Annotated in this window: 24 protein-coding genes, 3 tRNA genes and 1 pseudogene; 11 read left to right on the top strand and 17 right to left on the bottom strand. The window is 68.1% G+C overall.

Translation table 11 applies throughout. The features are described from left to right. Positions 1–32: 32 nt before the first annotated feature. The 5 genes from NA4_RS41970 to NA4_RS27970 all read right to left on the bottom strand — a co-directional run bounded on the left by NA4_RS41970 (position 33) and on the right by NA4_RS27970 (position 4,332). Positions 33–731: a chromosomal replication initiator protein DnaA gene (locus NA4_RS41970; RefSeq protein ID WP_174553002.1), complete on the bottom strand. Its 699-nt coding sequence runs from the start codon at positions 729–731 to the stop codon at positions 33–35. Between the two features lie 135 nt (positions 732–866). Next, on the bottom strand, positions 867–1,787 hold the full coding sequence (gene glfT1 / locus NA4_RS27985) for a galactofuranosyltransferase GlfT1 (protein ID WP_067476476.1): 921 nt from the start codon (positions 1,785–1,787) through the stop codon (positions 867–869). Continuing rightward, entirely contained in the window at positions 1,784–2,611 is an 828-nt protein-coding gene (wzt, locus tag NA4_RS27980) for a galactan export ABC transporter ATP-binding subunit Wzt/RfbE (protein WP_174553004.1), read from the bottom strand. The genes glfT1 and wzt overlap by 4 nt, the downstream gene beginning before the upstream one ends. 17 nt (positions 2,612–2,628) lie before the next feature. Beyond that, a complete protein-coding gene (wzm, locus tag NA4_RS27975; RefSeq protein ID WP_067476514.1) occupies positions 2,629–3,510 on the bottom strand; it encodes a galactan export ABC transporter permease subunit Wzm/RfbD in 882 nt (293 codons plus the stop codon). 225 nt (positions 3,511–3,735) lie between these two features. Next, positions 3,736–4,332 carry a bacterial proteasome activator family protein gene (locus tag NA4_RS27970; protein WP_067476512.1) on the bottom strand — a complete coding sequence of 199 codons (597 nt, stop codon included), beginning with the start codon at positions 4,330–4,332 and terminating at the stop codon, positions 3,736–3,738. 252 nt (positions 4,333–4,584) lie between these two features. On the opposite strand from NA4_RS27970, the gene NA4_RS27965 reads away from it, so the two are divergent. Further along, positions 4,585–5,787, top strand: a complete 1,203-nt coding sequence (locus tag NA4_RS27965) for a cysteine desulfurase-like protein (RefSeq protein ID WP_067476471.1) — start codon at positions 4,585–4,587, stop codon at positions 5,785–5,787. 60 nt (positions 5,788–5,847) lie between these two features. On the opposite strand, the gene NA4_RS27960 is transcribed toward NA4_RS27965, so the two are convergent. Continuing rightward, entirely contained in the window at positions 5,848–6,852 is a 1,005-nt protein-coding gene (locus NA4_RS27960; RefSeq protein ID WP_067476508.1) for an NAD(P)H-quinone oxidoreductase, read from the bottom strand. Between the two features lie 143 nt (positions 6,853–6,995). Here NA4_RS27960 and NA4_RS27955 point away from each other — a divergent pair, with 143 nt between their 5' ends. From NA4_RS27955 to NA4_RS27945, 3 genes are all read left to right on the top strand, one after another. Continuing rightward, the gene (locus tag NA4_RS27955; protein WP_067476468.1) at positions 6,996–8,174 is read left to right on the top strand and encodes a lactate 2-monooxygenase; all 1,179 of its coding nucleotides are present in this window, start codon (positions 6,996–6,998) and stop codon (positions 8,172–8,174) included. Positions 8,175–8,305: 131 nt separating this feature from the next. Beyond that, the gene (locus tag NA4_RS27950) at positions 8,306–8,716 is read left to right on the top strand and encodes a MarR family winged helix-turn-helix transcriptional regulator (RefSeq protein WP_174553003.1); all 411 of its coding nucleotides are present in this window, start codon (positions 8,306–8,308) and stop codon (positions 8,714–8,716) included. Positions 8,717–8,740: 24 nt separating this feature from the next. Further along, positions 8,741–8,825: transfer RNA gene (locus NA4_RS27945), tRNA-Ser, on the top strand. Positions 8,826–8,841: 16 nt separating this feature from the next. Here NA4_RS27945 and NA4_RS27940 read toward each other — a convergent pair. From NA4_RS27940 to NA4_RS27925, 4 genes are all read right to left on the bottom strand, one after another. After that, on the bottom strand, positions 8,842–9,183 hold the full coding sequence (locus NA4_RS27940) for a tyrosine-type recombinase/integrase (RefSeq protein WP_067476463.1): 342 nt from the start codon (positions 9,181–9,183) through the stop codon (positions 8,842–8,844). A 118-nt stretch (positions 9,184–9,301) separates the two neighbouring features. Continuing rightward, positions 9,302–9,553 carry a LexA family transcriptional regulator gene (locus NA4_RS27935; protein WP_067476460.1) on the bottom strand — a complete coding sequence of 84 codons (252 nt, stop codon included), beginning with the start codon at positions 9,551–9,553 and terminating at the stop codon, positions 9,302–9,304. Then, the gene (locus tag NA4_RS27930) at positions 9,540–9,725 is read right to left on the bottom strand and encodes a hypothetical protein (protein WP_067476458.1); all 186 of its coding nucleotides are present in this window, start codon (positions 9,723–9,725) and stop codon (positions 9,540–9,542) included. The genes NA4_RS27935 and NA4_RS27930 overlap by 14 nt, the downstream gene beginning before the upstream one ends. Next, the gene (locus tag NA4_RS27925) at positions 9,722–10,033 is read right to left on the bottom strand and encodes a hypothetical protein (protein ID WP_067476455.1); all 312 of its coding nucleotides are present in this window, start codon (positions 10,031–10,033) and stop codon (positions 9,722–9,724) included. Before NA4_RS27925 ends, NA4_RS27930 begins: the two co-directional genes overlap by 4 nt. Before the next feature lie 166 nt (positions 10,034–10,199). Between NA4_RS27925 and NA4_RS27920 the strand changes: the two genes are divergently transcribed. Continuing rightward, complete coding sequence (locus NA4_RS27920; RefSeq protein WP_084497497.1) at positions 10,200–10,940, top strand: DUF5919 domain-containing protein; 741 nt, start codon at positions 10,200–10,202, stop codon at positions 10,938–10,940. 4 nt (positions 10,941–10,944) lie between these two features. Beyond that, positions 10,945–11,415 carry an NUDIX hydrolase gene (locus tag NA4_RS27915; RefSeq protein WP_067476450.1) on the top strand — a complete coding sequence of 157 codons (471 nt, stop codon included), beginning with the start codon at positions 10,945–10,947 and terminating at the stop codon, positions 11,413–11,415. 380 nt (positions 11,416–11,795) lie between these two features. On the opposite strand, the gene NA4_RS27910 is transcribed toward NA4_RS27915, so the two are convergent. After that, positions 11,796–12,869, bottom strand: a complete 1,074-nt coding sequence (locus NA4_RS27910; RefSeq protein WP_067476506.1) for a nitric oxide synthase oxygenase — start codon at positions 12,867–12,869, stop codon at positions 11,796–11,798. A gap of 509 nt (positions 12,870–13,378) precedes the next feature. Here NA4_RS27910 and nicT point away from each other — a divergent pair. Both nicT and NA4_RS27900 read left to right on the top strand, forming a co-directional pair. After that, on the top strand, positions 13,379–14,428 hold the full coding sequence (gene nicT, locus NA4_RS27905; RefSeq protein ID WP_507763404.1) for a Nickel transporter NicT: 1,050 nt from the start codon (positions 13,379–13,381) through the stop codon (positions 14,426–14,428). A gap of 71 nt (positions 14,429–14,499) precedes the next feature. Further along, positions 14,500–15,573 (top strand): alpha/beta hydrolase, encoded by a 1,074-nt coding sequence (locus NA4_RS27900; protein ID WP_067476505.1) that lies wholly within the window; start codon positions 14,500–14,502, stop codon positions 15,571–15,573. Here the strand turns inward: NA4_RS27900 and hisC are convergent. Continuing rightward, positions 15,570–16,643: a histidinol-phosphate transaminase gene (gene hisC, locus NA4_RS27895; protein ID WP_067476443.1), complete on the bottom strand. Its 1,074-nt coding sequence runs from the start codon at positions 16,641–16,643 to the stop codon at positions 15,570–15,572. The genes NA4_RS27900 and hisC overlap by 4 nt on opposite strands. Positions 16,644–16,761: 118 nt before the next feature. On the opposite strand from hisC, the gene NA4_RS27890 reads away from it, so the two are divergent. From NA4_RS27890 to NA4_RS27880, 3 genes are all read left to right on the top strand, one after another. Further along, entirely contained in the window at positions 16,762–17,466 is a 705-nt protein-coding gene (locus NA4_RS27890; RefSeq protein WP_067476440.1) for a dienelactone hydrolase family protein, read from the top strand. A gap of 88 nt (positions 17,467–17,554) precedes the next feature. Continuing rightward, positions 17,555–17,644, top strand: a tRNA-Ser gene (locus tag NA4_RS27885). A 34-nt stretch (positions 17,645–17,678) separates the two neighbouring features. Next, a tRNA-Arg gene (locus tag NA4_RS27880) sits at positions 17,679–17,751 on the top strand. Positions 17,752–18,029: 278 nt separating this feature from the next. Here NA4_RS27880 and NA4_RS27870 read toward each other — a convergent pair. The 5 genes and pseudogenes from NA4_RS27870 to NA4_RS27850 all read right to left on the bottom strand — a co-directional run. Beyond that, positions 18,030–18,752, bottom strand: coding sequence for a maleylpyruvate isomerase family mycothiol-dependent enzyme (locus NA4_RS27870; protein ID WP_067476435.1), 723 nt, complete (start codon positions 18,750–18,752; stop codon positions 18,030–18,032). Between the two features lie 200 nt (positions 18,753–18,952). Beyond that, the gene (locus NA4_RS27865; protein ID WP_067476502.1) at positions 18,953–19,345 is read right to left on the bottom strand and encodes a RidA family protein; all 393 of its coding nucleotides are present in this window, start codon (positions 19,343–19,345) and stop codon (positions 18,953–18,955) included. Between the two features lie 38 nt (positions 19,346–19,383). Further along, positions 19,384–20,082 (bottom strand): DUF998 domain-containing protein, encoded by a 699-nt coding sequence (locus tag NA4_RS27860; protein WP_084497496.1) that lies wholly within the window; start codon positions 20,080–20,082, stop codon positions 19,384–19,386. 260 nt (positions 20,083–20,342) lie between these two features. Then, complete coding sequence (locus tag NA4_RS27855) at positions 20,343–20,819, bottom strand: very short patch repair endonuclease (protein WP_067476430.1); 477 nt, start codon at positions 20,817–20,819, stop codon at positions 20,343–20,345. Further along, positions 20,816–21,062, bottom strand: a pseudogene (locus NA4_RS27850) (DNA (cytosine-5-)-methyltransferase); the annotation flags it as partial. The pseudogene NA4_RS27850 and the gene NA4_RS27855, both read right to left, overlap by 4 nt.

The following is a 21,062-nucleotide window of genomic DNA, read 5'->3' as shown; positions in this document are numbered from 1 at the left end:
AGGGCACCGGTATACCGGTGCCCTCTCTGGTTCTACAGCGCCGCGAGCGTCAGGATGTTCAGCAGGATCATCAGGCCGGTCAATGCCCAGACGATGTACAGGAAGACCATGCCCGGCGCCTTCTGCGGAACCGGGCCGATCGCGCCATTGAGGAAGATCACCACCGGCGCCTTGTAGTAGAAGCGCGTGGCCTGCCCCTCGGCGATCGGCGCCGTCACGGTGGCCGGGCCCATGTCGAACAACCACGGCGTGGTGACCCGGACGTGGTACTGGCCGGGGCCGACCGGAATGTGGTTCGCGCCCCACCGGGTGTTGGGCACCCGCTGGCCGTTGACCAGGATCTTCGGCTTGGTCAACGCGAGCAGGAACGCCCAACCCGAGTACGAGGCATCGATGGTGATGCCGGGCGGATCGGCAGGCTGGCCGTAACCCTGCTGCTGCCCGTACTGCTGCTGACCGAACGGCGCGGGTTGGCCATACGGCTGCGGCTGGCCGTACTGCGGTGCGGGCTGGCCGAATCGGGGCGCGGGCTGCCCGTACGGGGGCTGCCCGGCCTGCGGCTGCACGAGGTGCGGTTGACTCGGATGCTGCCCCGCGGGCGCAGGCGCGTACTGCGCGGGCGCCTGCGAAGGCGGGTACTGGCCGACGGGCGGCTGCTGACCGAACGCCGGCTGTCCAGGCCATTGCCCGGGCTGCTGGCCATGAGGCGGGTACCCGCCGGGGTGACTCATCTATCCCTCCCAGATAGCGAACAGTGCGAGGGCGACCCTACCGTGCCACCGGGATGTCAGCGCCGCGAGTTCTTCGCACGCGACCGCGCGCACGTCGTCGAGCGGCAGGTAGGCCGGCGTGTCAGCAACGGTGAGTTACTCGGGCTTGCCGAACTGTTCGTGGCGGCCGAGCGAACGCAGGTGGAACCACTCGCGCAGGCCAGCGGGGTCGCGCCGAGTGACCAGGAAGAACCAGGAGAAGCGGATCCACTCCTGGGGCAGCAGCTTCCGCATGCCGGGCTGGGACATCAGATAGCCGCGGTTGCGGTAGGTGAAATAACGCTTCACCGGGTCGTCGGGGTACTGGGTGTGCATCCGGCCGCCGAGGATCGGCTTGAACTCGGCCGCACCGTTGGGATGCAGATATGCCGTCTGCAGGCAGGTGCCGAACGGCAGGCCGGAGCGCACCAGACGGCGATGCACCTCGACCTCGTCGCCGCGGACGAACAGGCGCAGGTCCGGCACGCCGATCACGTCGACCGCCTGCGCGGAGATCAGCGCGCCGTTGAACAGCGAGGCGATCCCGGGCAGGAAATCCTCGTCGCCGAGTTCCGAGCGCAGCCGCCGCCACACCACGCCCCGGCGCAGCGGGAAGGCGAGGCGGTCGGGTTCATCGATATCGCAGACCACGGGCGACACCTCGACCAGCCCGTGCCGGTCCGCGCAATCGAGCAGGGTGGACAGCACATCGGGGCCTTCGGGCCTGCCGTCGTCGTCGGCCAGCCACACCCAGTCCGCGCCGATGCTCAGGGCGTGCAGCATGCCGAGCGCGAACCCGCCCGCGCCGCCGAGATTGTGCGCCGACCCCAGATAGGTGGACTCCACCGGCTGGTCGCGGAGCAGCGCGGCCACCTCCGGTTCGTTGCCGTTGTCGACCACGATCAGGTGGTCCACCGGCCGGGACTGGGACGCAACGACTTTCAGCGACTCGGCGAGCAGTTCGCGGCGTTTGTGCGTGACGACGACAGCCACGATGCGCGAGCCGGAGCCCGGTGTCGCGGGGGCCTGACCGCTCATGCCTGATTGCGCTCCAATTCTCGCTCGGTCCGCGAGGCCCGTTCGGCCTCCATTTCGCGTAGCACGGTCGCCACGTGATTTCCCGCTTCCGGTCCCTCATAGGCTCGCACCACTTCCTCGATGCCGCCACGCAAGCGGATCTGGCCGTGGTCGATCCACATTGCCGTATCGCACAGCTGCGCGAGGAATTCGTTGGAATGGCTGGCGAAAACCAGGATGCCGGACCGGGCCACCAGCGACTGCAACCGGATCCGGGCCTTCTTCATGAATTCCGCGTCCACCGCGCCGATGCCCTCGTCGAGCAGCAGGATCTCCGGATCGATCGAGGTCACCACGCCCATCGCGAGCCGGACCCGCATACCGGTGGAATAGGTGCGCAGCGGCATGGACAGATATTCGCCCAGTTCGGTGAAATCGGCGATCTCATCGATTTTCGACAGCATCTGCTTGCGGGTCTGCCCGAGGAACAGGCCGCGGATGATGATGTTCTCGTACCCGGAGATCTCGGGATCCATGCCGACGCCCAGATCGAAGACCGGCGCGACCCGCCCGCGAATGCGCGCACTGCCGCGGGAGGGCTCATAGATGCCCGAAAGCAACCGCAGCAGCGTCGATTTGCCCGCGCCGTTGTGCCCGACCAAGCCGATCCGGTCGCCCTCTTGCAGCGAGAGCGTGATGTCCCGCAACGCCTCGACCACGACGACGTCGGACTGGTTGCGTCCGATCGCACCGCCGGCTTTGCCGAGGAACGCCTTCTTCAACGAGCGCGATTTGGCGTCGAAGATCGGGAATTCGACCCACGCCTCCTGGGTTTCGATACTCACACGGCTCACGGGCGCTCCTATACCCAGTACGGTACGCGCGAACGGTACTGCTTCATGGCGAAGATCGCCACGATCCAGCCCAGCAGGGTGATCGCGCCGACGACCAGCCAGTGCCGCAGTTCCTGCGGTTCGCCGAGCAGGGGCGCCCGGACGATCTCGAGATAGTGGAATGTCGGCACGAGTTCGGCGAGCTTGGCGCGGTCGCCGGTGCCGACCTGCGATTCCAGGGTCTTGGTCGTCCACATTACCGGCGTGAGCACGAACAGCATCAGCGTGGTGCTGCTGAGAATCGGTGCGATATCGCGGTAGCGGGTGCTGAAGATGCCGAACACGATCGACACCCACGCGCAGTTCAGGAAGATCAGCACGATCGCGGGAATCGCCAGCAGGGTCGCCGGTCCGAGATTGCGCCAGACGCCGAACGCGGCGAGCATCACCAGGTAGATGACCATGTTGTGGGCGAAGAACAGCAGCTGTCGCCACACCAGCCGGTAGACGTGCACACTCAGCGCGGAAGGCAGCTGTTTGATCAGGCCCTCGTTGGCGATGAACACCTCCGAGCCTTCCAGGATGCTCGCGCTGATGACGTTCCAGATGATCAGCCCGACGGTCACATAGGGCAGGTACTCCCGCAGCGGCTGGCCGAGCAGCGCCGCATAGAGCACGCCCATCGCCATGGCCTGCAGGCCGGTGGCGATGGTGATCCAGAACGGGCCGAGCACCGAGCGGCGGTAGCGCTGCTTGATGTCCTGCCAGCCGAGCGACAGCCACAGCTCGCGCTGGGCGAATCCGCCCGCGAAGTCCTGGAAGGCGCGCCGGAATGTCTGCGAGTCCGGCGCGATCTTCGCCACGGTCGCCCCGGCGCGCGCCGCCTCGGTCTGCGGCGTGGCCGCGCTCACCTCATCCTCCTGCGCCGAGTCGTCGCCGGAGCGCGCGTCCTCGTTCGGGGAGGTCGGTGAGCTGTCGTCTGTACGCGCTTGGTCATCGGAACCAACTGGGCTCTCTTCAGGACGCACCGCACTCGGGTCGGATACGGAGTCGGGGCGAGCGGCAGCGGCGGGCACGGTGCACGAGACTACCCCTGCGGCTTGCAGCCACCGCGTGGCACACGCGCGTCGCCGGTCTCACAGGTACTGGCCGGAACCGCCGGTGACCTGGCTGCCGCGCGGGTCGGCGGTGTGGATACCGGGCGGCAGGGCGCCCTGCCGCATCTGCTCGAGCTGGGCCCGTGCGGCCATCTGCTGGGCGAACAACGCGGTCTGGATGCCGTGGAACAGGCCCTCCAGCCAACCGACCAGCTGCGCCTGCGCGATCCGCAGCTCGGCGTCGGACGGGACGGCGTCGTCGGTGAACGGCAGGGTGAGCCGCTCGAGTTCCTCGCGCAGCTCCGGGGCGAGCCCCTGCTCCAGCTCCCGCACCGAGGACGTGTGGATCTCCTTGAGGCGATTGCGGCTGGCCTCGTCGAGCGGAGCCGCGCGGACCTCCTCGAGCAGCTGCTTGATCATGGTGCCGATCCGCATGACCTTCGCGGGCTGCTCGACCATGTCGGCGAGCGATTCGCCGGAGTCGTCGCGGTCGTCCGAGTCGTCCTTCTTATCGTCGTCGGTCACCACGTGGGCGGTGTACGCCGTGTCCGACCCCGGGGCCGCCGGGATGGCCAACGGCCTGCCGTTGGGGCCGACGACGACGATGTGGTCCGGTGCCTCATCCGAGTGCGTCATGATCCCTATCATGTCGCGTCCGCCGCGAACGCGCTAAGCCGGTGTCCTTGGCCTCGGCGGTGCGGAGGGACTGCGACGGGTTGCCCGGTCGACGCCGCCGAGCGGCCTCGGCGTTCTATTCTGTTCGCGTCGTGTGGTTCGGATCTGTCGAAAGTCGGTCACCATGCTGAGTCCCAGGTCGCTGTGCCACCACCAGGTCGCGGACGGGAACGCGGTTACACACGCTTGCCCGCTGCCCTTAGAGTGGCCAACATGACTTACGACGTCGCGAGGGTTCGGGGCCTGATTCCGTCCCTGGGCGACGGCTGGATCCACCTCGACCCACAAGCGGGCATGCTGGTTCCGGATGCGGTATCCCGTGCCGTATCAACGGGTTTCCGGACTTCTTCTTTTTCGCATACCGGCCGCACGAGTGCCGCGGTGCGCAGTGCGGCGATTCTGGACGCGGCTCGCGAGGCGGTGGCCGACCTGGTCGGCGGTGATCCGGCCGGTGTCGTGCTCGGTCCCGACCGCGCGGTCCTGCTGGCCTGGCTCGCCGAATCGCTGAGCTCCCGGCTGGGGCTCGGCACCGGCATCGTGCTGTCCCGGCTGGACGACGAGGCCAACGTCGCGCCCTGGCTGCGCATCGCGAATCGCTACGGCGCGCACGTGCGCTGGGCCGAGGTGGAGATCGAGACCTGCGAGATGCCGTCTTGGCAGTTCGAGGAGCTGATCGGCCCCACGGCGCGATTGGTCGCGCTCACCGCCGCTTCGCCCATCGTCGGCTCGGCGCCTGCCGTGCGGGTGGCCGCGGACCGGGTGCACGAGGTGGGCGGGCTGCTGGTGGCCGACGCGTTCGGCGCCGCACCCTACGCGCTGATCGACATCGACGAATTGAACGCCGACGTGGTCGCGCTGAGCGCACCGGCATGGGGTGGTCCGCAGATCGGCGCCCTGGTCTTCCGCGACCCCGCGTTCCTGGACCGGATTCCGTCGATGTCGCTGAACCCGTATGCGAAGGGCGCCGAACGCCTCGAGGTCGGCGGGCATCAGTACGCGCTGCTCGCCGGCCTGACCACCTCGATCGACTTCCTCGCCGGTCTCGACGAGCGGGCGCGCGGAACCCGGCGCGAGCGCTTGGAGATGTCGATCACCTCGCTGCAGGACTATCACGACGAGCTGTTCGAGCACTTGATGGCCGTGCTGAGCGCGATCCCGAGCCTCACCGTGATCGGCCGCGCGTCCACCCGCATCCCCACCGTCAGTTTCACCCTCGCCGGCATGCAGGCGGAGAAGGTCGCGGCCAAGCTGGCCGACCACCGGATCGGAACGGTCAGCGGCGTGCACGGCGGCAGCAGGCTGCTCGACGCGCTCGGCGTCAACGACGAGGGCGGCGCCGTGACCATCGGCCTCGCGCCCTACACCACCAAGTTCGAGATCGATCAGCTCGCCAGGGCGCTGCTCGCGCTGGAGTGAGCGGGCCGAGCGCAGGCCGTCCCCAGCCCGCGCCGGGCCGAGCGAAGGCGAGGCAGCCGCTCAGAGTTCTTTCACGCGCAGCACCACTTTGCCGAACACCTCGCCGGAGTCCAGCAGCCGGTGCGCTTCGCCCGCCTCTTCGATCGGCAGCTCGGCCGCGATGACCGGGACGACGGTGCCGTCGGCGATCAAGGGCCACAGCTGCCTGCGGACCTCGGCGATGATCTCGGCTTTGCTGCCGACGCCGGTCGCGGGCCGCGCCCGCACGTTGGTGGCGTGGACCGTGCCCCACTTACCCAGTAGCGCGGCCAGATTCAGCTCCGCGCTCACACCGCCCTGCATGCCGATCACCACGAGTTTGCCGTGAGCGGCCAAGGCGTCGACATTGCGCGCCAGATAGGCCGCACCCATGTTGTCCAGGATGATGTCGGCGCCGGGGCCGCCCGCGCCCGATTCCTCGGCGCGCACCGCGGTGACGAAATCGTCCTCGCGGTAGTTGATCAGCACGCCCGCCCCGAGCTCCGCGCAGCGCGCCAGCTTATCGGCCGACCCGGCGGTCACCGCGACACGCGCGCCGAGGGCCTTGGCGACCTGGATGGCGTGCGTGCCGACACCGCCTCCGCCGCCGTGGATCAACACCAGGTGATCGGCGCGTAGCCCCGCGGTCATCACGAGGTTCGACCACACGGTGGCCGCCACTTCGGGCAGTCCGGCCGCGGCGCCCAAGTCGAGGCCGTCCGGGACCCGGAGCACTTGGGTCGCCGGCACCGCGACTCGCTCGGCGTAACCGCCACCGGACAGCAGCGCGCACACCCGATCGCCGACCGCCCACTCACGCACCCCGTCGCCGACTTCGGCGATGACACCGGAACATTCCAGGCCGATGATCGGGCTCGCGCCCGGCGGAGGAGGGTAGTGGCCTCGGCGCTGTAGCAGATCGGCCCGGTTGACGCCGGCCGCGGCCACATCGATCAGGACCTCGCCGTGTCCGGGCGTCGGATCGGGCGCTTCGGCCCAGGACATCGTCTCGGGTCCGCCGAATCCGCTCAGATCGATAGCACGCACCGTGCCATAGTGCTCCGTCGGTGTGGACCAGCGCGCGCTGACCCCTGCCGAGTCGCGCCGAACCGGGGCGGTCCGCCTCGGCGTGGAAGTGCAATCCGGCAAGCGGGCTGCGGTGACCGGCGGCACAGACTACCGTTCCGGGGATGAGCGGCGGCTTCATCAATTTCCAGAACGAGATCTACCTGGGCGGACTGGGTGGCGCGGTGCCCGAATTGCCCATGACCGCCGCGGGTTTGGAGTCGCTCGCGCAGCAGCGGCTCGACCCGGCGGCTTTCGCTTACGTGGCGGGCAGCGCCTCGGCGGAGCGCACGGCCGCGGCCAACCGGTCGGCTTTCGATCGCTACCGCATCCTGCCGCGGATGCTGCGCGGCGCGACCGGGCCCAATGCCCGCGACCTCTCGGTCGAGGTGCTCGGGACCCGGCTTGCCGCACCTGTGCTCACCGCACCGATCGGCGTCCTCGAGCTACTACACGAGGGCGGTGAGGTGATCGCGGCCGAGGTCACCAAGGAGCTGGGCATCGGCACGGTGCTGTCCACCGCGGCCTCCTCGACCATCGAAGAGGTCGGCGCGGCCGCAGGCGCCTGGTGGTATCAGCTGTACTGGCCCGCGGACAACGAGCTGGCCCGCTCCTTCGTCCAGCGCGCCGAGCGAGCGGGGGCATCGGCGATCGTGGTGACCGTGGACACCCCGACGCTCGGTTGGCGTCCACGCGACCTGGAGCTGGCGCACCTGCCGTTCCTGCACAGCAAGGGCATCGCCAACTACCTCTCCGATCCGGTGTTCCGCGCCAAGCTCCCGGCCGCGCCGGAGGAGAGCGAGGAGGCGATGCGGACGGCCATCCTCACCTGGGTCGGGTTGTTCGGCAACCACACGCTGCGGCCGGCCGACCTCGCGCACCTGCGGGAATGGACCGACCTGCCGATCGCGGTGAAAGGCATCCTGCACCCGGAAGACGCGCGGCAGGTGGTCGACGCGGGCGCCGACGCGGTGGTGGTGAGCAACCACGGCGGCCGCCAGGTGGACGGCTCGATCGCGGCGCTGGACGCGTTGCCCGCGGTGGTGGCCACCATCGGCGACCGTGCCGACGTGCTGTTCGACTCGGGCGTGCGCACCGGCTCCGACGTGCTGGTCGCGCTGGCGCTGGGCGCGAAGGCGGTGCTCTACGGGCGGCCATGGGCCTATGGTCTCGGCCTCGCGGGCGCCGCGGGCGTTCGGCACGCGCTGCGGGTTCTGCTCGCCGACTTCGACTCGGCGCTGGGACTCTCCGGGTGCGCCGACTTGGCCGCGGTGGGCCGCTCGCTGCTGTCCACGGTCCGCTGACCTGCGGCACTCGCCGATTTGCGCAGTTCGCCGCGCATAGAATGGCCATCGTGCATCCCGAACCGAGCGGTCCAGCGGTGGCCGAACCGCGATGGCTCACCCCAGCGCAGCAGCGCGCCTGGCGCGCGTACATGGACGGTCACCAGCGCCTGATGACGGAACTGAACCGCCAGCTGCAGCGCGACAGCGACCTGACCATCGCCGAGTACCGGATCCTGGTCCTGCTCTCGGAGGCCCCTGACCGCTCGCTGCGGATGAGCGAGCTGGCCGACGGCGTGCTGTCCTCGCGCAGCAAGCTGACCCATCAGATCCGGCGGCTGGAGGCCCAGCAGATGGTGCGCCGCAACACCTGCCTGGAGGACGGCCGCGGCGTGCTCGCCGAGCTCACCGACGAGGGCATGCGCCGACTGGAGGCCGCCGCCCCCGGCCATGTCGAAGCCGTCCGCCGTCACTTCATCGACTTGCTCGCCCCGGCCCAGCTCGAGGTGATCGGCGAGGTGTTCGGACGCGTAGACGAGGAAATCGGCCAGCAGCCCGGCTGAGCAGTCCGCTACGATCAGGTCCCTGGAGACGTGGCAGAGCGGCCGAATGCACTCGCCTTGAAAGCGAGCGTCGCGAGAGCGACCGGGGGTTCAAATCCCTCCGTCTCCGCTCGGGTTCGGGCAGGTCACCCGGTGGATTTTCGCCGGGTCGACCGTGTTCGAACCGTTCGAACACTCGGCGCGGTGTCACGGCCTGTCACAACCGCATTCAATGTCTGCGCCGCCGCCGTCAGCGCGTCTGCCTGGTTGTGCACGTAGGTCCGCAGCGTGAATGCGGCGTCGCAGTGCCCGAGCCAGGCCGACACGGTGGCAATCGGGACGCCCTGTAGATGCATCAACGTGCCGCAGGTGTGCCGCGCATCGTGCAACCGGATGGACCGCACGCCCGCCGCCGTGCACACCACATGCCAGACGAAGATCGGCCATGCGATGCAGAACAGCAGGATCCATCCCAGGGTTTTCTTCATAGTGGCCTTTCTCGCGTAGGCCGATTGTCTCGCTCGGCCACTAGAATTCGAGGCCGTTCGACGAACAACTTGCGTCCATGTCCGGCACTCGAAAACCAAGCGTCCCCAGCAGCCGCGACTAGTTACGCCCGTGTCGTCGTGGCAGGAAATCGCGGTAGCGCGGGTCCGAGATGACGCGGCGGCCCGGCTTGGTAATCCGCCATGTCCGGGTGCCGGAGAAGTGGCGCACCCACCCCAGGTAGGACAGCGACCGCAGCGCGGCCTGCGTGGCGTCGTTCGACAAGCCGACGAGCAAGCCGAGCTGCCGCACAGTCAGCGCCCGATCGGCCAGCGCGGCAAGCACCTTCGCCTGCGGTTCACTCAGCGCCATCGGACCGCGGGTTCAGCGCGTCGCGGGCGCGGTCGATCGCCTCGTCCTCGAGGATCTCCGCGTGCTCTTCAGGGGTGCGTGGCCAGCCGTCCGGGCCGACGAAGTGCACGGAGCCGTCGGTGCGGGATGCGTGGATCCGGAGTCCGTCATCGTCATGGTTGGCTGTGTTCATTTGAGGTCCCGGGCAGGCTTCACCAGTCCGGCCTCGACGAGCGTCCTGAACGCGACAGCCTTGCAGTCGCAGCGTTCGGCGTCGCAGCGGATGAGCTTCTGCATGACGATCCGGGCCTGGGCGACGGTGAAAGGTACGACCGGTGCGGGGTGGCAGTCGGATTCGGCGGGACCGGGTCCGCTATCGGGGTCAGGGGCGGTTGCCTTCTCGCGGCGGTCCAGAAATCCCGGTAGGCCCTCGAACGGCAGCCAGAGGAGCGCAAGGACGGTCGCGATGATGAGCAGTGTGTTGACGAGTTCATCGGGCATCTCGTACCCCCGGGCGCTATGTGGTGGTTGGGTAGCACCCGGCGCCGGGGAGGTCGGGGCTCAGACCCGACGCCGGGGCTGCACACAGCGTCTCTTTGACCATCGAGACGGCGGAACCTCGTACGTTTTCCACTTCGGGACGTCCCAACGGGTGTACAACGTCCTTATGTCGAATGAGCGTTTACGCGCTGCCATGGCGGCCGGAGGATGGACCCACTCCAGCTTGGCGGAGGCGACAGGGGTCGATCCGAAATCGGTTGAGCGATGGGTGAATCTCGGTCGGGTTCCCCGTCGGCGTACCGCATTCCAAGCCGCCGAAACCCTGGGCGAGGACGTTCACGTCCTGTGGCCCGCCCTGCGGCAGGCGCGCACAGCCCGCGCTGTCAGCCCCGAACTCGTTGCCCTCTACGACCAGCGGGCCGACGTCCCGGCGTCGATGTTCGTCAACCTGTTCGCGGCAGCGCGTCACCACATCGACGTCTTGGTGTACGCGGCGGTCTTCCTCCATGAGGCGTACCCCCGGCTCAATGATCTGTTGATCGAACGGGCCGAGGCGGGCTGCGCGATCCGGATAGCGGTGGGTGATGCCGACAGCGCCAACGTCCAACAACGGGGCAGGGAAGAGAAATTCGGGCACGGCATCGAATCCCGTTGCCGTCTAGCTCTGATGCACTACCGGGCCCTCCACGCGACGCCCGGTGTCGAGCTGCGCACGCACGACACGACCCTCTACAACAGCATCTACCGCGCCGACGACGAAATGGTGGTCAATGCCCACGTGTGGGGAGTGAATGCCTACGGCGCGCCCGTCTGGCACCTGCGCCGTACCCTCGACGGTGGCCTGTTCGACACCTACACCGACAGTCTCGACGCGGTCTGGCACAGGGCCCGACCGGTGAGAGGGTAAGCCGATGGCGCGCACCGAGTTCTACGACGACCCCGCCGCACCCGAGCCGAACAGTCTTGTCGTCGCGGCCTCCGCCGTGGTGTGCGACGACCAGGGCCGCATCCTGCTGCAGCGCCGCGCCGACAGCGGCCTATGGGCACTGCCCGGTGGCGGCATGGAGATGACCGACAGCCTCCCTGGCTGCGCGGTGCGAGAGGTCAAGGAAGAAACCGGGCTCGACATCGAAATCACCGGGCTCGTCGGCACTTACACCGATCCGCGCCACGTAATCGCCTACAGCGACGGCGAGGTTCGACGCCAGTTCAACGTGTGCTTCCTAGCCCATGTCATCGGAGGCGACCTCGCCATCTCCGATGAGTCCACCGAACTACGGTTCGTACCCCCCGCCGAACTGGACAGCCTCGACATGCACCACACGCAGCGACTCCGGCTGACCCACTACCTGGAGGGGCGCCGCGCGCCATACCTCGGCTGAAGATCCACGCGAGCTGCACCCACCGTGCCCGCGCAAGGTGTCCGCCGAACGGTATCTCCGGGAGTTCGGCAAGGGACAGCAGTCGTAGCGAAGCGTCACGCTGTCACGACGTTGTCACAACTCGGCCGGACTCGGCCGGACGGTAACGGACTTACATGGATGTGTTTCCGCAGGATGCGGCCGAATCTGGACTCTCCCGGACTCGGCCGTACCCCACTTTTCCGCCTTGAAAGCGAGCGTCGCGAGAGCGACCGGGGGTTCAAATCCCTCCGTCTCCGCTGCACTCGTGGCTTGCGCATGCGCACCGAGAGCGTGAGCCGGGCTCGTTTCGCTCAGCTTCCAGACCCAGGATCGCGCGGGGCAGGCGTACCCGGAGGGAATCAGAGCCCGATGTCTGCGCCGAGGTCCCTTCGGACGAAGTTGGGCCGGACATCCAGGTCGGGTGGATCGTAGTAGCGGTGGAAGGTAGGGGTCAGGCCGGCGGATATCGGCGGATTGATCCAAGTCCAGTCGGTGGGGCAGGCGCGGCCCGCGGCCTCCTCGCGCCGGACGTGATCGCAGAACTGCTTGGCGACAGTGTGGTGGTCCACGATGTGGACGCCCGCCTTGCGGAAGCTGTAGAGCACCGCACGGTTGAGTTCGACCAATGCCTGATCGCGCCACAGATTGCGCTCGGCCCTGGTGTCCAGGCGCATCATCTCGGCGATCAGCGGCAGCATGTTGTAGCGATTGGTGTCGCTGAGGTTGCGTGCACCGATCTCCGCGCCCAGATACCAGCCGTTGAACGGCGCGAACGGGTAGGTCATGCCGCCGATCTCCAGATTCATATCGGACACGGCGGGCAGCGCGTGCCAGCGTAGGCCGAGGCCGGCGAACCACTCGAACTCCGGATGCTCCAATTGCACCTCGCGAGCGAGTTCGGGCGGTATGTCGAACCAGCGTATCGGCTCGTCGGGCGTGCTGATGAGCAGCGGAAGGATGTCGAAAGGGGTTCCGGCGCCGCTCCATCCGAGCTTCATCGCGAATTCCGTGAGCGCGATGTTGGCTGGATCGCCGGTGACCGTGCCGTCCCCGTTGCGGTAGCCCGCGTAGCGGATGAGCTGCGGGCTGACGATGCGGAACTCGCGCCCGTCCGGCTGCCGCGGCGGGCCGACGGTGATCATCGACTGGATCGCTCCGCCGTTGGTGGCCATGTGCAGGTGCTGCCAGCAGACCTCGGCCAGATCGCGTGCCGATCGCACGCGGCGGGCGTCGAGCAATTTCAGCGAGCGCCAGTGTTTCCGGCCGACGCAGCGAGCGTGATTGCGCCAAGCGAGTCTGGCTCCGATGAGGATCTCTTCGGCGGTCTGCAGATAGCCACCGGTCTGTTCGAGCTGCTCCAGCGCGCTGCGGCGACGATGGGGGGACAGATGGGCCAGCTCGGGCAGCCGGAAGAACTCGTCGCACTCTCGCATCCGGCGTTGCAGATCGGTGTGGAAAGGCTTGGTCTCCGGTTCGTTCTCGAGCGAAGACGCAGGGGACACTGGATTCACGATTTTCTCCGGTCGGGCATAGGTGCTGCGGTGAAACAGACGGGTCGAGCAGAGAATTCGCGCGAGTGCACAGCCGATACCACCCATCCGGATGGACCGCGAAGTCGCGCGGAGCAGGTTACGCCACGAAATAGCTTCCGGCCGAAAACCTGCTCGGATGACGCAGGCCCGCTCCGGCAATGACCGAGCGGTCGGTTCGTTTACCGCGTCGAAGAGCAGTGCGGTGACCTCGGTATCGGGGTGTGGATACCCGATCCCGTCCGTCCTGGTCAGATGCCCGGAAAAGGCCTGACGAACAGGGTACGGCGGGTGTGCTGGCGGTGTGCCACGATTCGCTGGATTTGCTGGATCGATGGAACACGCGGCCTGGAATCGGCGCTGTCGAGTATCGTTGACGTGATCGGCTTTTCGAGGATTCGAGGGGGTCACTCGTGCGGAGCGTTATCGGGATGGCCGTCACCGTAATCGCGCTGCACGTCGTCGGCTGGGGGACGCTCCTGCTCTTCGTGGCGCCCGGACATTACCTGATTCAAGGATCGGTATTCGGCGTCGGACTCGGCGTGACCGCGTACACCCTCGGCATGCGGCACGCCTTCGACGCCGACCATATCGCCGCGATCGACAACACGACGCGAAAACTGGTGGCGGAGTACGGGAAACAGAAGGCCCAAACCGTCGGTTTCTGGTTCGCGCTCGGCCATTCCACCGTGGTGTTCGTGCTCGTCGCGCTGCTCGCCTTCGGTGTGCGTGCGCTCGCGGCCGGCCTGGAGAACGAGGATTCGGCGCTGCAACGGTGGACCGGCCTGTGGGGTACCAGCGTCTCGGGCACGTTTCTGATCCTGATCGGCTTGCTGAATCTGGCCTCACTGGTGGGGATCTGGCGGGTATTCCGGCAGATGCGCCGCGGCGAGGTCGACGAAGCGCAGCTGGAGCGGGAGCTGGACAGCCGTGGGCTGCTGAACCGGGTGCTGCGTCCGGTGATCGGCCTGGTTCGCAAGCCGAGGCACATGTATCCGGTGGGTGTGCTGTTCGGTCTCGGGTTCGACACCGTCACGGAGGTCGGGCTGCTGGTCATCGCGGGTGGCGCGGCGGCGACCGGGCTGCCCTGGTATTCGATTCTCGTTTTGCCCGTGCTGTTCTCGGCGGGCATGGCGCTGTTCGACGCACTGGACGGCTCGTTCATGAGCTTCGCCTACGACTGGGCCTTCGCCAAGCCGGTCCGCAAGATCTACTACAACCTGGTGATCACCGGACTGTCGGTCGCGGTCGCACTGCTGATCGGCGGGCAGGAGATCGTCTCGATCTTCGCCGAGAGACTCGAGGTCGAATCGGGGGTCATCGCCTGGGTTGGGAACCTCGATCTGGGTGATCTCGGCTACATCATCGTGGGACTCTTCGTCATCACCTGGGCAGTCGCGATCGGTATCTGGCGGTTCGCCGGAGTAGAACGCCGCTGGCAGGACGGTCTCGCCACGCGATGAGCGGGAGGAACGGGCTTCGACACGGATATGGTCTACGGCTCACCCATGGTCGCTCTGGCAGGATGGTTCGCATGCTGTCTCGCCGCGCGGTGCGGCGTTGGTTTTCCAGCGCCTTGGTAAGCGCCGCACTTGTTTCGGGTGTGGTGGCGTTCGGCGCTCCCCAGGTGACGGCGGCTCCCGGCGCGGCTCCGCCGGTGAACACCGGCTCCTCGGACGGCCCTGGTCCGGCCGAGCCGACCAGTAAACAGCCCTCGACGGCCAGGATCGACCGCATCGAACCGATCAACGACCGGTGGCTGCGGGTGTTCGTCGCGTCGCCGTCGATGAGCCGGGTGGTCGAGGTGCAGGTACTGCTGCCGCGCAACCAGTCCCGCCCGCGCCCGACCGTCTACATGCTCGACGGCCGCAGCGCGAGCCCCGACAGCAACAACTGGACCGAGCTCGGGCACGCGGACCGCTTCTACGCGGACAAGGACGTCAACGTGGTGCTCACCGTCGGCGGGCCGGCCAGTTTCTATACCGACTGGCAGCAGCCCGACCCGGTGCTCGGCACCAACATGTGGGAGACGTTCCTCGCCAAGGAGTTGCCCCCGCTCATCGACGCGAAGTTCGACGGCAACGGCACCAACGCGGTCATGGGCGTCTCGATGGGCGCCGAGGCCGCGATGATGCTCGCGTTCCGTCAGCCGAAGCTCTACACCGCGATCGCCGCGCACAGCGGCTGTTTCTCGATGGGCACCGATATCGGTCAGGCACAGGCCCGCGCGGTGGTGGCCACTTACCGGGGTGAGCCGGACAACATGTTCGGCAAGCAGGACGATCCGGCGTGGCTGGCCCACGATGTCACCTTGCACGCGGACGCGTTGCGGGGCAAGACGATCTATCTGTCGGTGGGCAGCGGCCTGCCCGGCGTGCACGACGTGCCCGGCACCCCGGATGTCGACCTCGCCAGCGCCATCGGGTTCGGCGGCCCGCTGGAGGCCGCGACCAATGCCTGCACCCGACGACTCACCGACCGGCTTCGTTCGCTCGGTATCCCGATCACCGCGCACTTCCGCGCCACCGGCACGCACTCCTGGCCGTACTGGGCGGACGAGCTGGCGCTGTCCTGGCCGACGATCGCGGGCGCGATCGGCGTCCGCTAGCCGCTGAACCGCGACAGCACCGCGGGATCGGTGGCGAAGCCGAGGAACAAATCGTTCTCGTGCGGGTCGCCGACCGTGACTCGGACCCCGTCGGCGCCGTAGGGCCGTACCAGCACTCCCGCCGCCGCGCTCGCTTCACCGAACTCGGTGCTGCGTCCGCCCAGTGGCAACCAGACGAAGTTCGCCTGACTCGGCGGCACCGGATACCCGGCCGCCACCAGCGCGTCGCGCATCCGTTCGCGCTCCGCGACCAGAATGTCGGTGCGATCCAGCAATTCGTGCCGCGCTTCCAGCGACGCGATCGCCGCCGCCTGCGCGAGCCGGTTGACGCTGAACGGGATGTGCACCTTCAGCAGTGCCGTGATCACGGCGGGATCGGCAACCGCGTAGCCGACCCGCAGTCCGGCCAGCCCGTAGGCCTTGGAGAAGGTGCGCAGCACAACCACATTGGGCCGGGTCCGGCCGAGCTCGACGCCGTCCGGATGATCGGCCAGCCGAAGGTATTCGTAGTAGGCCTCGTCCAGCACGACCAGCACATGCGGCGGCACCGCGTCCAGGAACCGGACCAGTTCCGCCTTGCCGACGGCGGTGCCGGTGGGGTTGTTCGGGTTGCAGACGAAGATCAGCCTGGTTCGGTCGGTGACCGCCGCGGCCAAAGCGTCCAGATCGTGCACCTGGTCGGCGGTGAGCGGTACCTGCACGGAGGTGGCGTTGCCGACCTTGGTCACGATCGGGTACGCCTCGAACGAGCGCCACGCGAACAGCACCTCGTCGGACGGCGACGCGCAGGTGATCTGCACCAGCTCCTGGCACAGGGCAACGCTGCCGCAGCCGACCGCCACGTTGTCGAATCCCACCCCGAGGAAGTCGGCCAGCGCCGCGCGCAACTCGGCCACCTGGTTGTCCGGATACCGGTTGGCCGACTCCGCCGCCTCGGCGATGGCCTTGGCGGCGGCGGGCAGCGGACCGAAGGTCGTTTCGTTGCTGGCCAACTTGACCGCGCCGGGATGGCTGCGGCCGGGGGTGTACGCCGGGATCGAATCGAGGTCCGGCCGGATCTGCGCTGTCACACTCCAACCCTAATCCGAGGCACAGATGGGCCGGTCAGCGTACCGGAAATTCTCTGGGCAATAGGCCCTCACGTGCGATTTTCTACCGAAGAACCGCAACTCGCCCTACGCTGGTTTCATGTCGGGCACCTACGACGATATCGCCCCGCTACGGGGAAGCGACCAGGAAGACGTGCGACCGACTGCCCGTGGGCAGGTGCCCATCACCGTGGTGGAGCCCGAGGGCAATGCCCGCGGTGGGATCGTGGTGCTGCACGAGTCCAGGCAGTTGACCGGCGCGCTGCGCGACCTGATGAGCGCGTTGGCGGGGGAGGGCTGGGTGGTAGTCGCGCCCGACCTCTTCCACCGGGTGGACGGCGAACCGGGCGGCGGAGTCTTCGGCGACGAGCTGTTCGACGACTTCGACGCCTGCTTCGACTGGCTCACCCGGCGCGGGGTTTTCCCCGACACTATCGGCGTGCTCGGTTTCGACTCCGCCGGTACGGCGGCGTTCCTGGTCGCGACCAACCGTCCGATCGGGGCCGCGGTGAGCGTCGCGGCACGCGGCATCATCGAGCCGCTCACCGAGCAGGCAGATGCCCTGGTGCGGGCCGCCCCAAAGCTGCAAGCGCCCTGGCTGGGCGTGTTCGGCGAAGACGACCCGGCCACCCCGCCTGCCGAGGTCGAACAGCTGCGCGACGCGACCGCCCGCGCGGATGTCGCCAGCCTGGTCGTCACCTACCCCGGCCTGCATCACCGCGCCGACAGCGCAGGCGACGACGACACCGACGCCGCCGATTCGCAGACCAGAATCTTCGACTGGTTCGACAGCAACCTGCGCTGACCAGCCGTTTTGTGATCTGGACGGTAGCTCCTGTAACCTTTCTGCTCGGCGGTTCGAAAGGACCGGTGCCCTCGAAGAGAAGGCTCCAGGAGGCGTGCCAGAGCGGCCGAATGGGACTCACTGCTAATGAGTTGTCCCTTCACGGGGACCGGAGGTTCAAATCCTCTCGCCTCCGCCACGCCCGGGAAACCGGGTACAACTGAATAACACCTGCGCCCGTAGCTCAACGGATAGAGCATCTGACTACGGATCAGAAGGTTAGGGGTTCGAATCCCTTCGGGCGCACACTAGTAGAACGCCCCTTCGCTCATTGCGGAGGGGCGTTCTACATCTCTGACGACTTGGGTGGCGGTCCGTCGTGTCCTATCGGTCCGTGCTCCACCCTGCGGCCCTCGCCATGATGTGCAACGGCGGGGACTCGGAGAAGACGACCGGCAACTCTGTCAACGCCCGATGGAACGTGCCCGGTCGCCAAACCAGCTGTTCAGGGGATACGGCCAGGCGCATCTCGGGGAAAGCGACATGGATTTTGCCCGCTGGCACGCCAACGCCGGGCGCGATGCCTACTTCCACGCCGGAAGTGCGGGGAGGTTGCCGGTCAAGTCGGAGCCGGGGCTGCGGCCGAGGAGCCAGGCGGCCAGCGAGGATACGGGGCCGGAGATGGTATTGGTGGCAGGGGAGGGGCCGATGGTGGCGGTGAAGTCGGTGTCGGTGGCGTGGAGGGTGAACGGTTCGAGGGGGTTGTCGGCGGTGAGGCGGATCAGATCGCTGGTGGCTTGCGGGAGGATCCGGGCGACGAACGAGGCGGGCCAGTCGGACGGGTGGTAGCCCGCATTCAGGTCGACGTGGTGAATTTCCACCTCTTGCAGGCGCATCCAGGGGACCTCGGTCGCGGGGATGGGGCGGCCCTGGCGGGTGCGGACTGGGGACTTCCATGCGGTGTCGGTCAGTGAGCGAGCCAGGCCGAGCCACCGGGTCGCGGCGGCCTCGTTGTCGGCCAGCTGCTCGGCGAGCGGACGAGGTGCTCCCGCCTCGATGTCGCTGTCGCGCAGGAAAGCGCTGGCGTACTGCGGGATTTCGATTCCCGTGTGGGCCCACAGCAGCAGGTTGACCAGGCTGTCGGCATTGCGGGCCAGGTGGGCGAGAACGTGGCCTCGGGTCCAACCCGGCAGCAGGGACGGCTCGGTCACCGCGTTTTCATCGAGTCCGCGGATGGTGTCGAGCAGGCGTGCGGTCGCCTCGGCGACGGTGTCGAGCTGCACGGGGGTCTGCGAAGCGGTGGTCACGGTTCCGACCCTAGTGACAGGAAACCCGGCTCGCCGCAACGACGGGCCGGGTTCACCGAGCAAACAGCTCAGGCCGACAATCACCGGTACCGCCGCTTGGTCGTGTCCGCGGGGTGCGCGAGATGCGCATAGGCGGCTCGGGTCTCTCCGCGAGGACACGCAGCTCGGCCGGTGCCCGGCGGAATGTCGAGCCGAAGGCTCTACTCGGCGACGATCGCGTCGGCCTCGATCTCCACCAGCAGCGCCGGGGTGATCAGGGCCTTGATCTCGTACATGGCCGTCGCGGGCCGGATATCGCCGAAGACTTCGGCGTGCGCCTTGGCGACCTCCGGCCAGCGCGCGATGTCGGTGACGAAGATGCGGGTGCGCACGACGTCGGCCAGGCTCGCGCCCGCCTCCGTCAACGCGGAACCGATGCGGCGCAGGGTCTCTCTGGTCTGCTCGCCGATGTCGTCGCCACCGACGGCGGTGCCACCGGGGGCCGAGGCGGTGGTTCCGCTGACCGCGACGACATTGCCGAGCCGGACGGCCCGCGAGTAGCCGACGATGTCTTCGAACTCCGAACCCGAGGAGATGTTCACGCGATCACTCATGGGCGACAGCATCGCACGGGCTGCTGTCGTGGCCGCAGTCAGCTCGGCTCGGTCCACTCCCTGGCCTCCACGATCACCGCGGCGGCCAGCGCCAGCAACCACAGCGACATCGCGCCGACCTGGATGCGCTGGGCTATCCCGAGGGCGTAATTCCCGGGCAAATTATCGTCGACCAGCATCCAGACCGTCGCCACCGCTCCGATTCCCAGGGCGACCAGTCCGAACTCGCGCAGTATCCGCCAGCGCCGATAACGGAACGCGGCAAGGCTGAATGCGAACGCCGCGACCGCGATCGAGGTGACCGCCAGCGTGCTCGTCAACGCGTGCGGTTGATGCAGCTGCGGGAACAGTTCACTGGGGCCGCCGCACCCGGCCTCGCCGGGGGTGCAGTCACGCAGCGGCATCAGAACGTCGGCGATGGTCGACGCGCCGAAACAGAACAGCGCCACCCAGCCGATCGTGGTGAGCCGACGGCGCGGGAACAGCAGCAGCCCCGCGATCGCGGCGGGCATCAGCAACGCCCCCGTGATCATGTCGGCGGTCGCGAACACGAGCCGGTACGGCTTGCCCTCCTCGTCCAGTTCGCTGAGGAAGGAATTGACCGGGTCGAGCTCGATCTTCAGCACGAACTGGAGCACCCAGGACGAATAGCAGACTCCCGCGAGCGCGATCGCCAGCGCGATCACCCACGACACCGGTCGCAGGCGCTGATCGGTGGTCTTCGGGCCACGCGTCACGGCATCATTGTGCTGCCTGCCACCCGTACCGCGTGGGAGGCACGGGCCTTTACCACCCGGCACACAGCCTCTTGCCAGCTTCGCGGGGCACGCTGGACCGCAAGTGCAATTCGAGGAGGTCCCATGCTCGGCTTCGCGACTGCCGCCGCAGGAATCGCGGTCATGACGGTGATGGTGGTGTCCGGCTACCTTGCCGCACACGCTCCACAGTCCCTGGTCCGGGTCCGCCGCCGTTAACGAGTGCCGCCGGACCAGGTCCGTCACCGTCCCGGCGCTGGGCCGGAGGCCGAGGGTCCTGCAGGCGGGCCGGATGACGTCCCCGGTGACCCGGACGTCAGCGCCGCCTGGACACGGTCGGCCGCGCTCACCGCGTCCTCGTGCTCCCACACACGGACGACGTGCCAGCCCGCCGCGATCAGCGCCGCGTCGGTGGCGCGGTCCCTCGCCACGTTTCCGGCCAGCTTGGCGGCCCACCATTCCGCGTTGTTCTTCGGATCGGTGGCATGTTGCGGGCAGCGGTGCCAGAAGCAGCCGTCCACGTAGACCGCGACCCGTCGGCGCGGAAACACCAGATCGGCGCGGCGGCGCTGGCCACGGATCGGCGCTCGATCGACGAAGAAGCGCAGCCCGCGCCGGTGCAGCTCCCGGCGTAGCGCGACTTCCGGATCGGTTCCGGTGCGCCGTTGCCGCGCCATTCGCGCGCTGGTGGCCGCGTCCGTCTCGGGTCGCCGCGTCATGCCGCCCAGCCGCCCATCCGGTCGAGGTGGCTTTCCACGTCGGCGAGGAAGCCGGGTGGAAAACGCAGGCTGCCCATGCTGGTTCGGCGGAGGAACCCCGCGGTGGCGCGGGCGGAGAGCAGTCGCGCGTCGGTGAGGAAGTGGGTCAGGTCCTCGTAGGGCTCGTGCACCGGCCAGGTGGACACCGGCACCCGGTAAGCGGCGCCGGCGCGTCCCCACGCGGCCACCGGCCACGGCGTGCCC

This window comes from Nocardia amamiensis NBRC 102102 (genome assembly GCF_001612745.1).
Taxonomy (GTDB): Bacteria; Actinomycetota; Actinomycetes; order Mycobacteriales; family Mycobacteriaceae; genus Nocardia; species Nocardia amamiensis.
The sequence above is the reverse complement of the archived record's forward strand: the minus strand, read 5'-3'. Positions and strand labels throughout refer to the sequence as shown.

Bases quoted from the DNA above. Each gene is read 5' to 3' on its own strand.
- NA4_RS27925 (WP_067476455.1), bottom strand. From the start codon at position 10,033: ATGCCCGATGAACTCGTCAACACACTGCTCATCATCGCGACCGTCCTT.
- NA4_RS27890 (WP_067476440.1), top strand. From the start codon at position 16,762: ATGTCGGGCACCTACGACGATATCGCCCCGCTACGGGGAAGCGACCAG.
- NA4_RS27955 (WP_067476468.1), top strand. From the start codon at position 6,996: ATGAGCGGCGGCTTCATCAATTTCCAGAACGAGATCTACCTGGGCGGA.
- NA4_RS27855 (WP_067476430.1), bottom strand. From the start codon at position 20,819: ATGACGCGGCGACCCGAGACGGACGCGGCCACCAGCGCGCGAATGGCG.
- NA4_RS41970 (WP_174553002.1), bottom strand. From the start codon at position 731: ATGAGTCACCCCGGCGGGTACCCGCCTCATGGCCAGCAGCCCGGGCAA.
- NA4_RS27910 (WP_067476506.1), bottom strand. From the start codon at position 12,869: ATGCGAGAGTGCGACGAGTTCTTCCGGCTGCCCGAGCTGGCCCATCTG.
- NA4_RS27915 (WP_067476450.1), top strand. From the start codon at position 10,945: ATGGCGCGCACCGAGTTCTACGACGACCCCGCCGCACCCGAGCCGAAC.
- NA4_RS27965 (WP_067476471.1), top strand. From the start codon at position 4,585: ATGACTTACGACGTCGCGAGGGTTCGGGGCCTGATTCCGTCCCTGGGC.
- NA4_RS27935 (WP_067476460.1), bottom strand. From the start codon at position 9,553: ATGGCGCTGAGTGAACCGCAGGCGAAGGTGCTTGCCGCGCTGGCCGAT.
- NA4_RS27900 (WP_067476505.1), top strand. From the start codon at position 14,500: ATGCTGTCTCGCCGCGCGGTGCGGCGTTGGTTTTCCAGCGCCTTGGTA.
- NA4_RS27970 (WP_067476512.1), bottom strand. From the start codon at position 4,332: ATGACGCACTCGGATGAGGCACCGGACCACATCGTCGTCGTCGGCCCC.
- NA4_RS27920 (WP_084497497.1), top strand. From the start codon at position 10,200: ATGTCGAATGAGCGTTTACGCGCTGCCATGGCGGCCGGAGGATGGACC.
- NA4_RS27950 (WP_174553003.1), top strand. From the start codon at position 8,306: ATGGACGGTCACCAGCGCCTGATGACGGAACTGAACCGCCAGCTGCAG.
- glfT1 (WP_067476476.1), bottom strand. From the start codon at position 1,787: ATGAGCGGTCAGGCCCCCGCGACACCGGGCTCCGGCTCGCGCATCGTG.
- NA4_RS27865 (WP_067476502.1), bottom strand. From the start codon at position 19,345: ATGAGTGATCGCGTGAACATCTCCTCGGGTTCGGAGTTCGAAGACATC.
- NA4_RS27940 (WP_067476463.1), bottom strand. From the start codon at position 9,183: ATGAAGAAAACCCTGGGATGGATCCTGCTGTTCTGCATCGCATGGCCG.
- NA4_RS27930 (WP_067476458.1), bottom strand. From the start codon at position 9,725: ATGAACACAGCCAACCATGACGATGACGGACTCCGGATCCACGCATCC.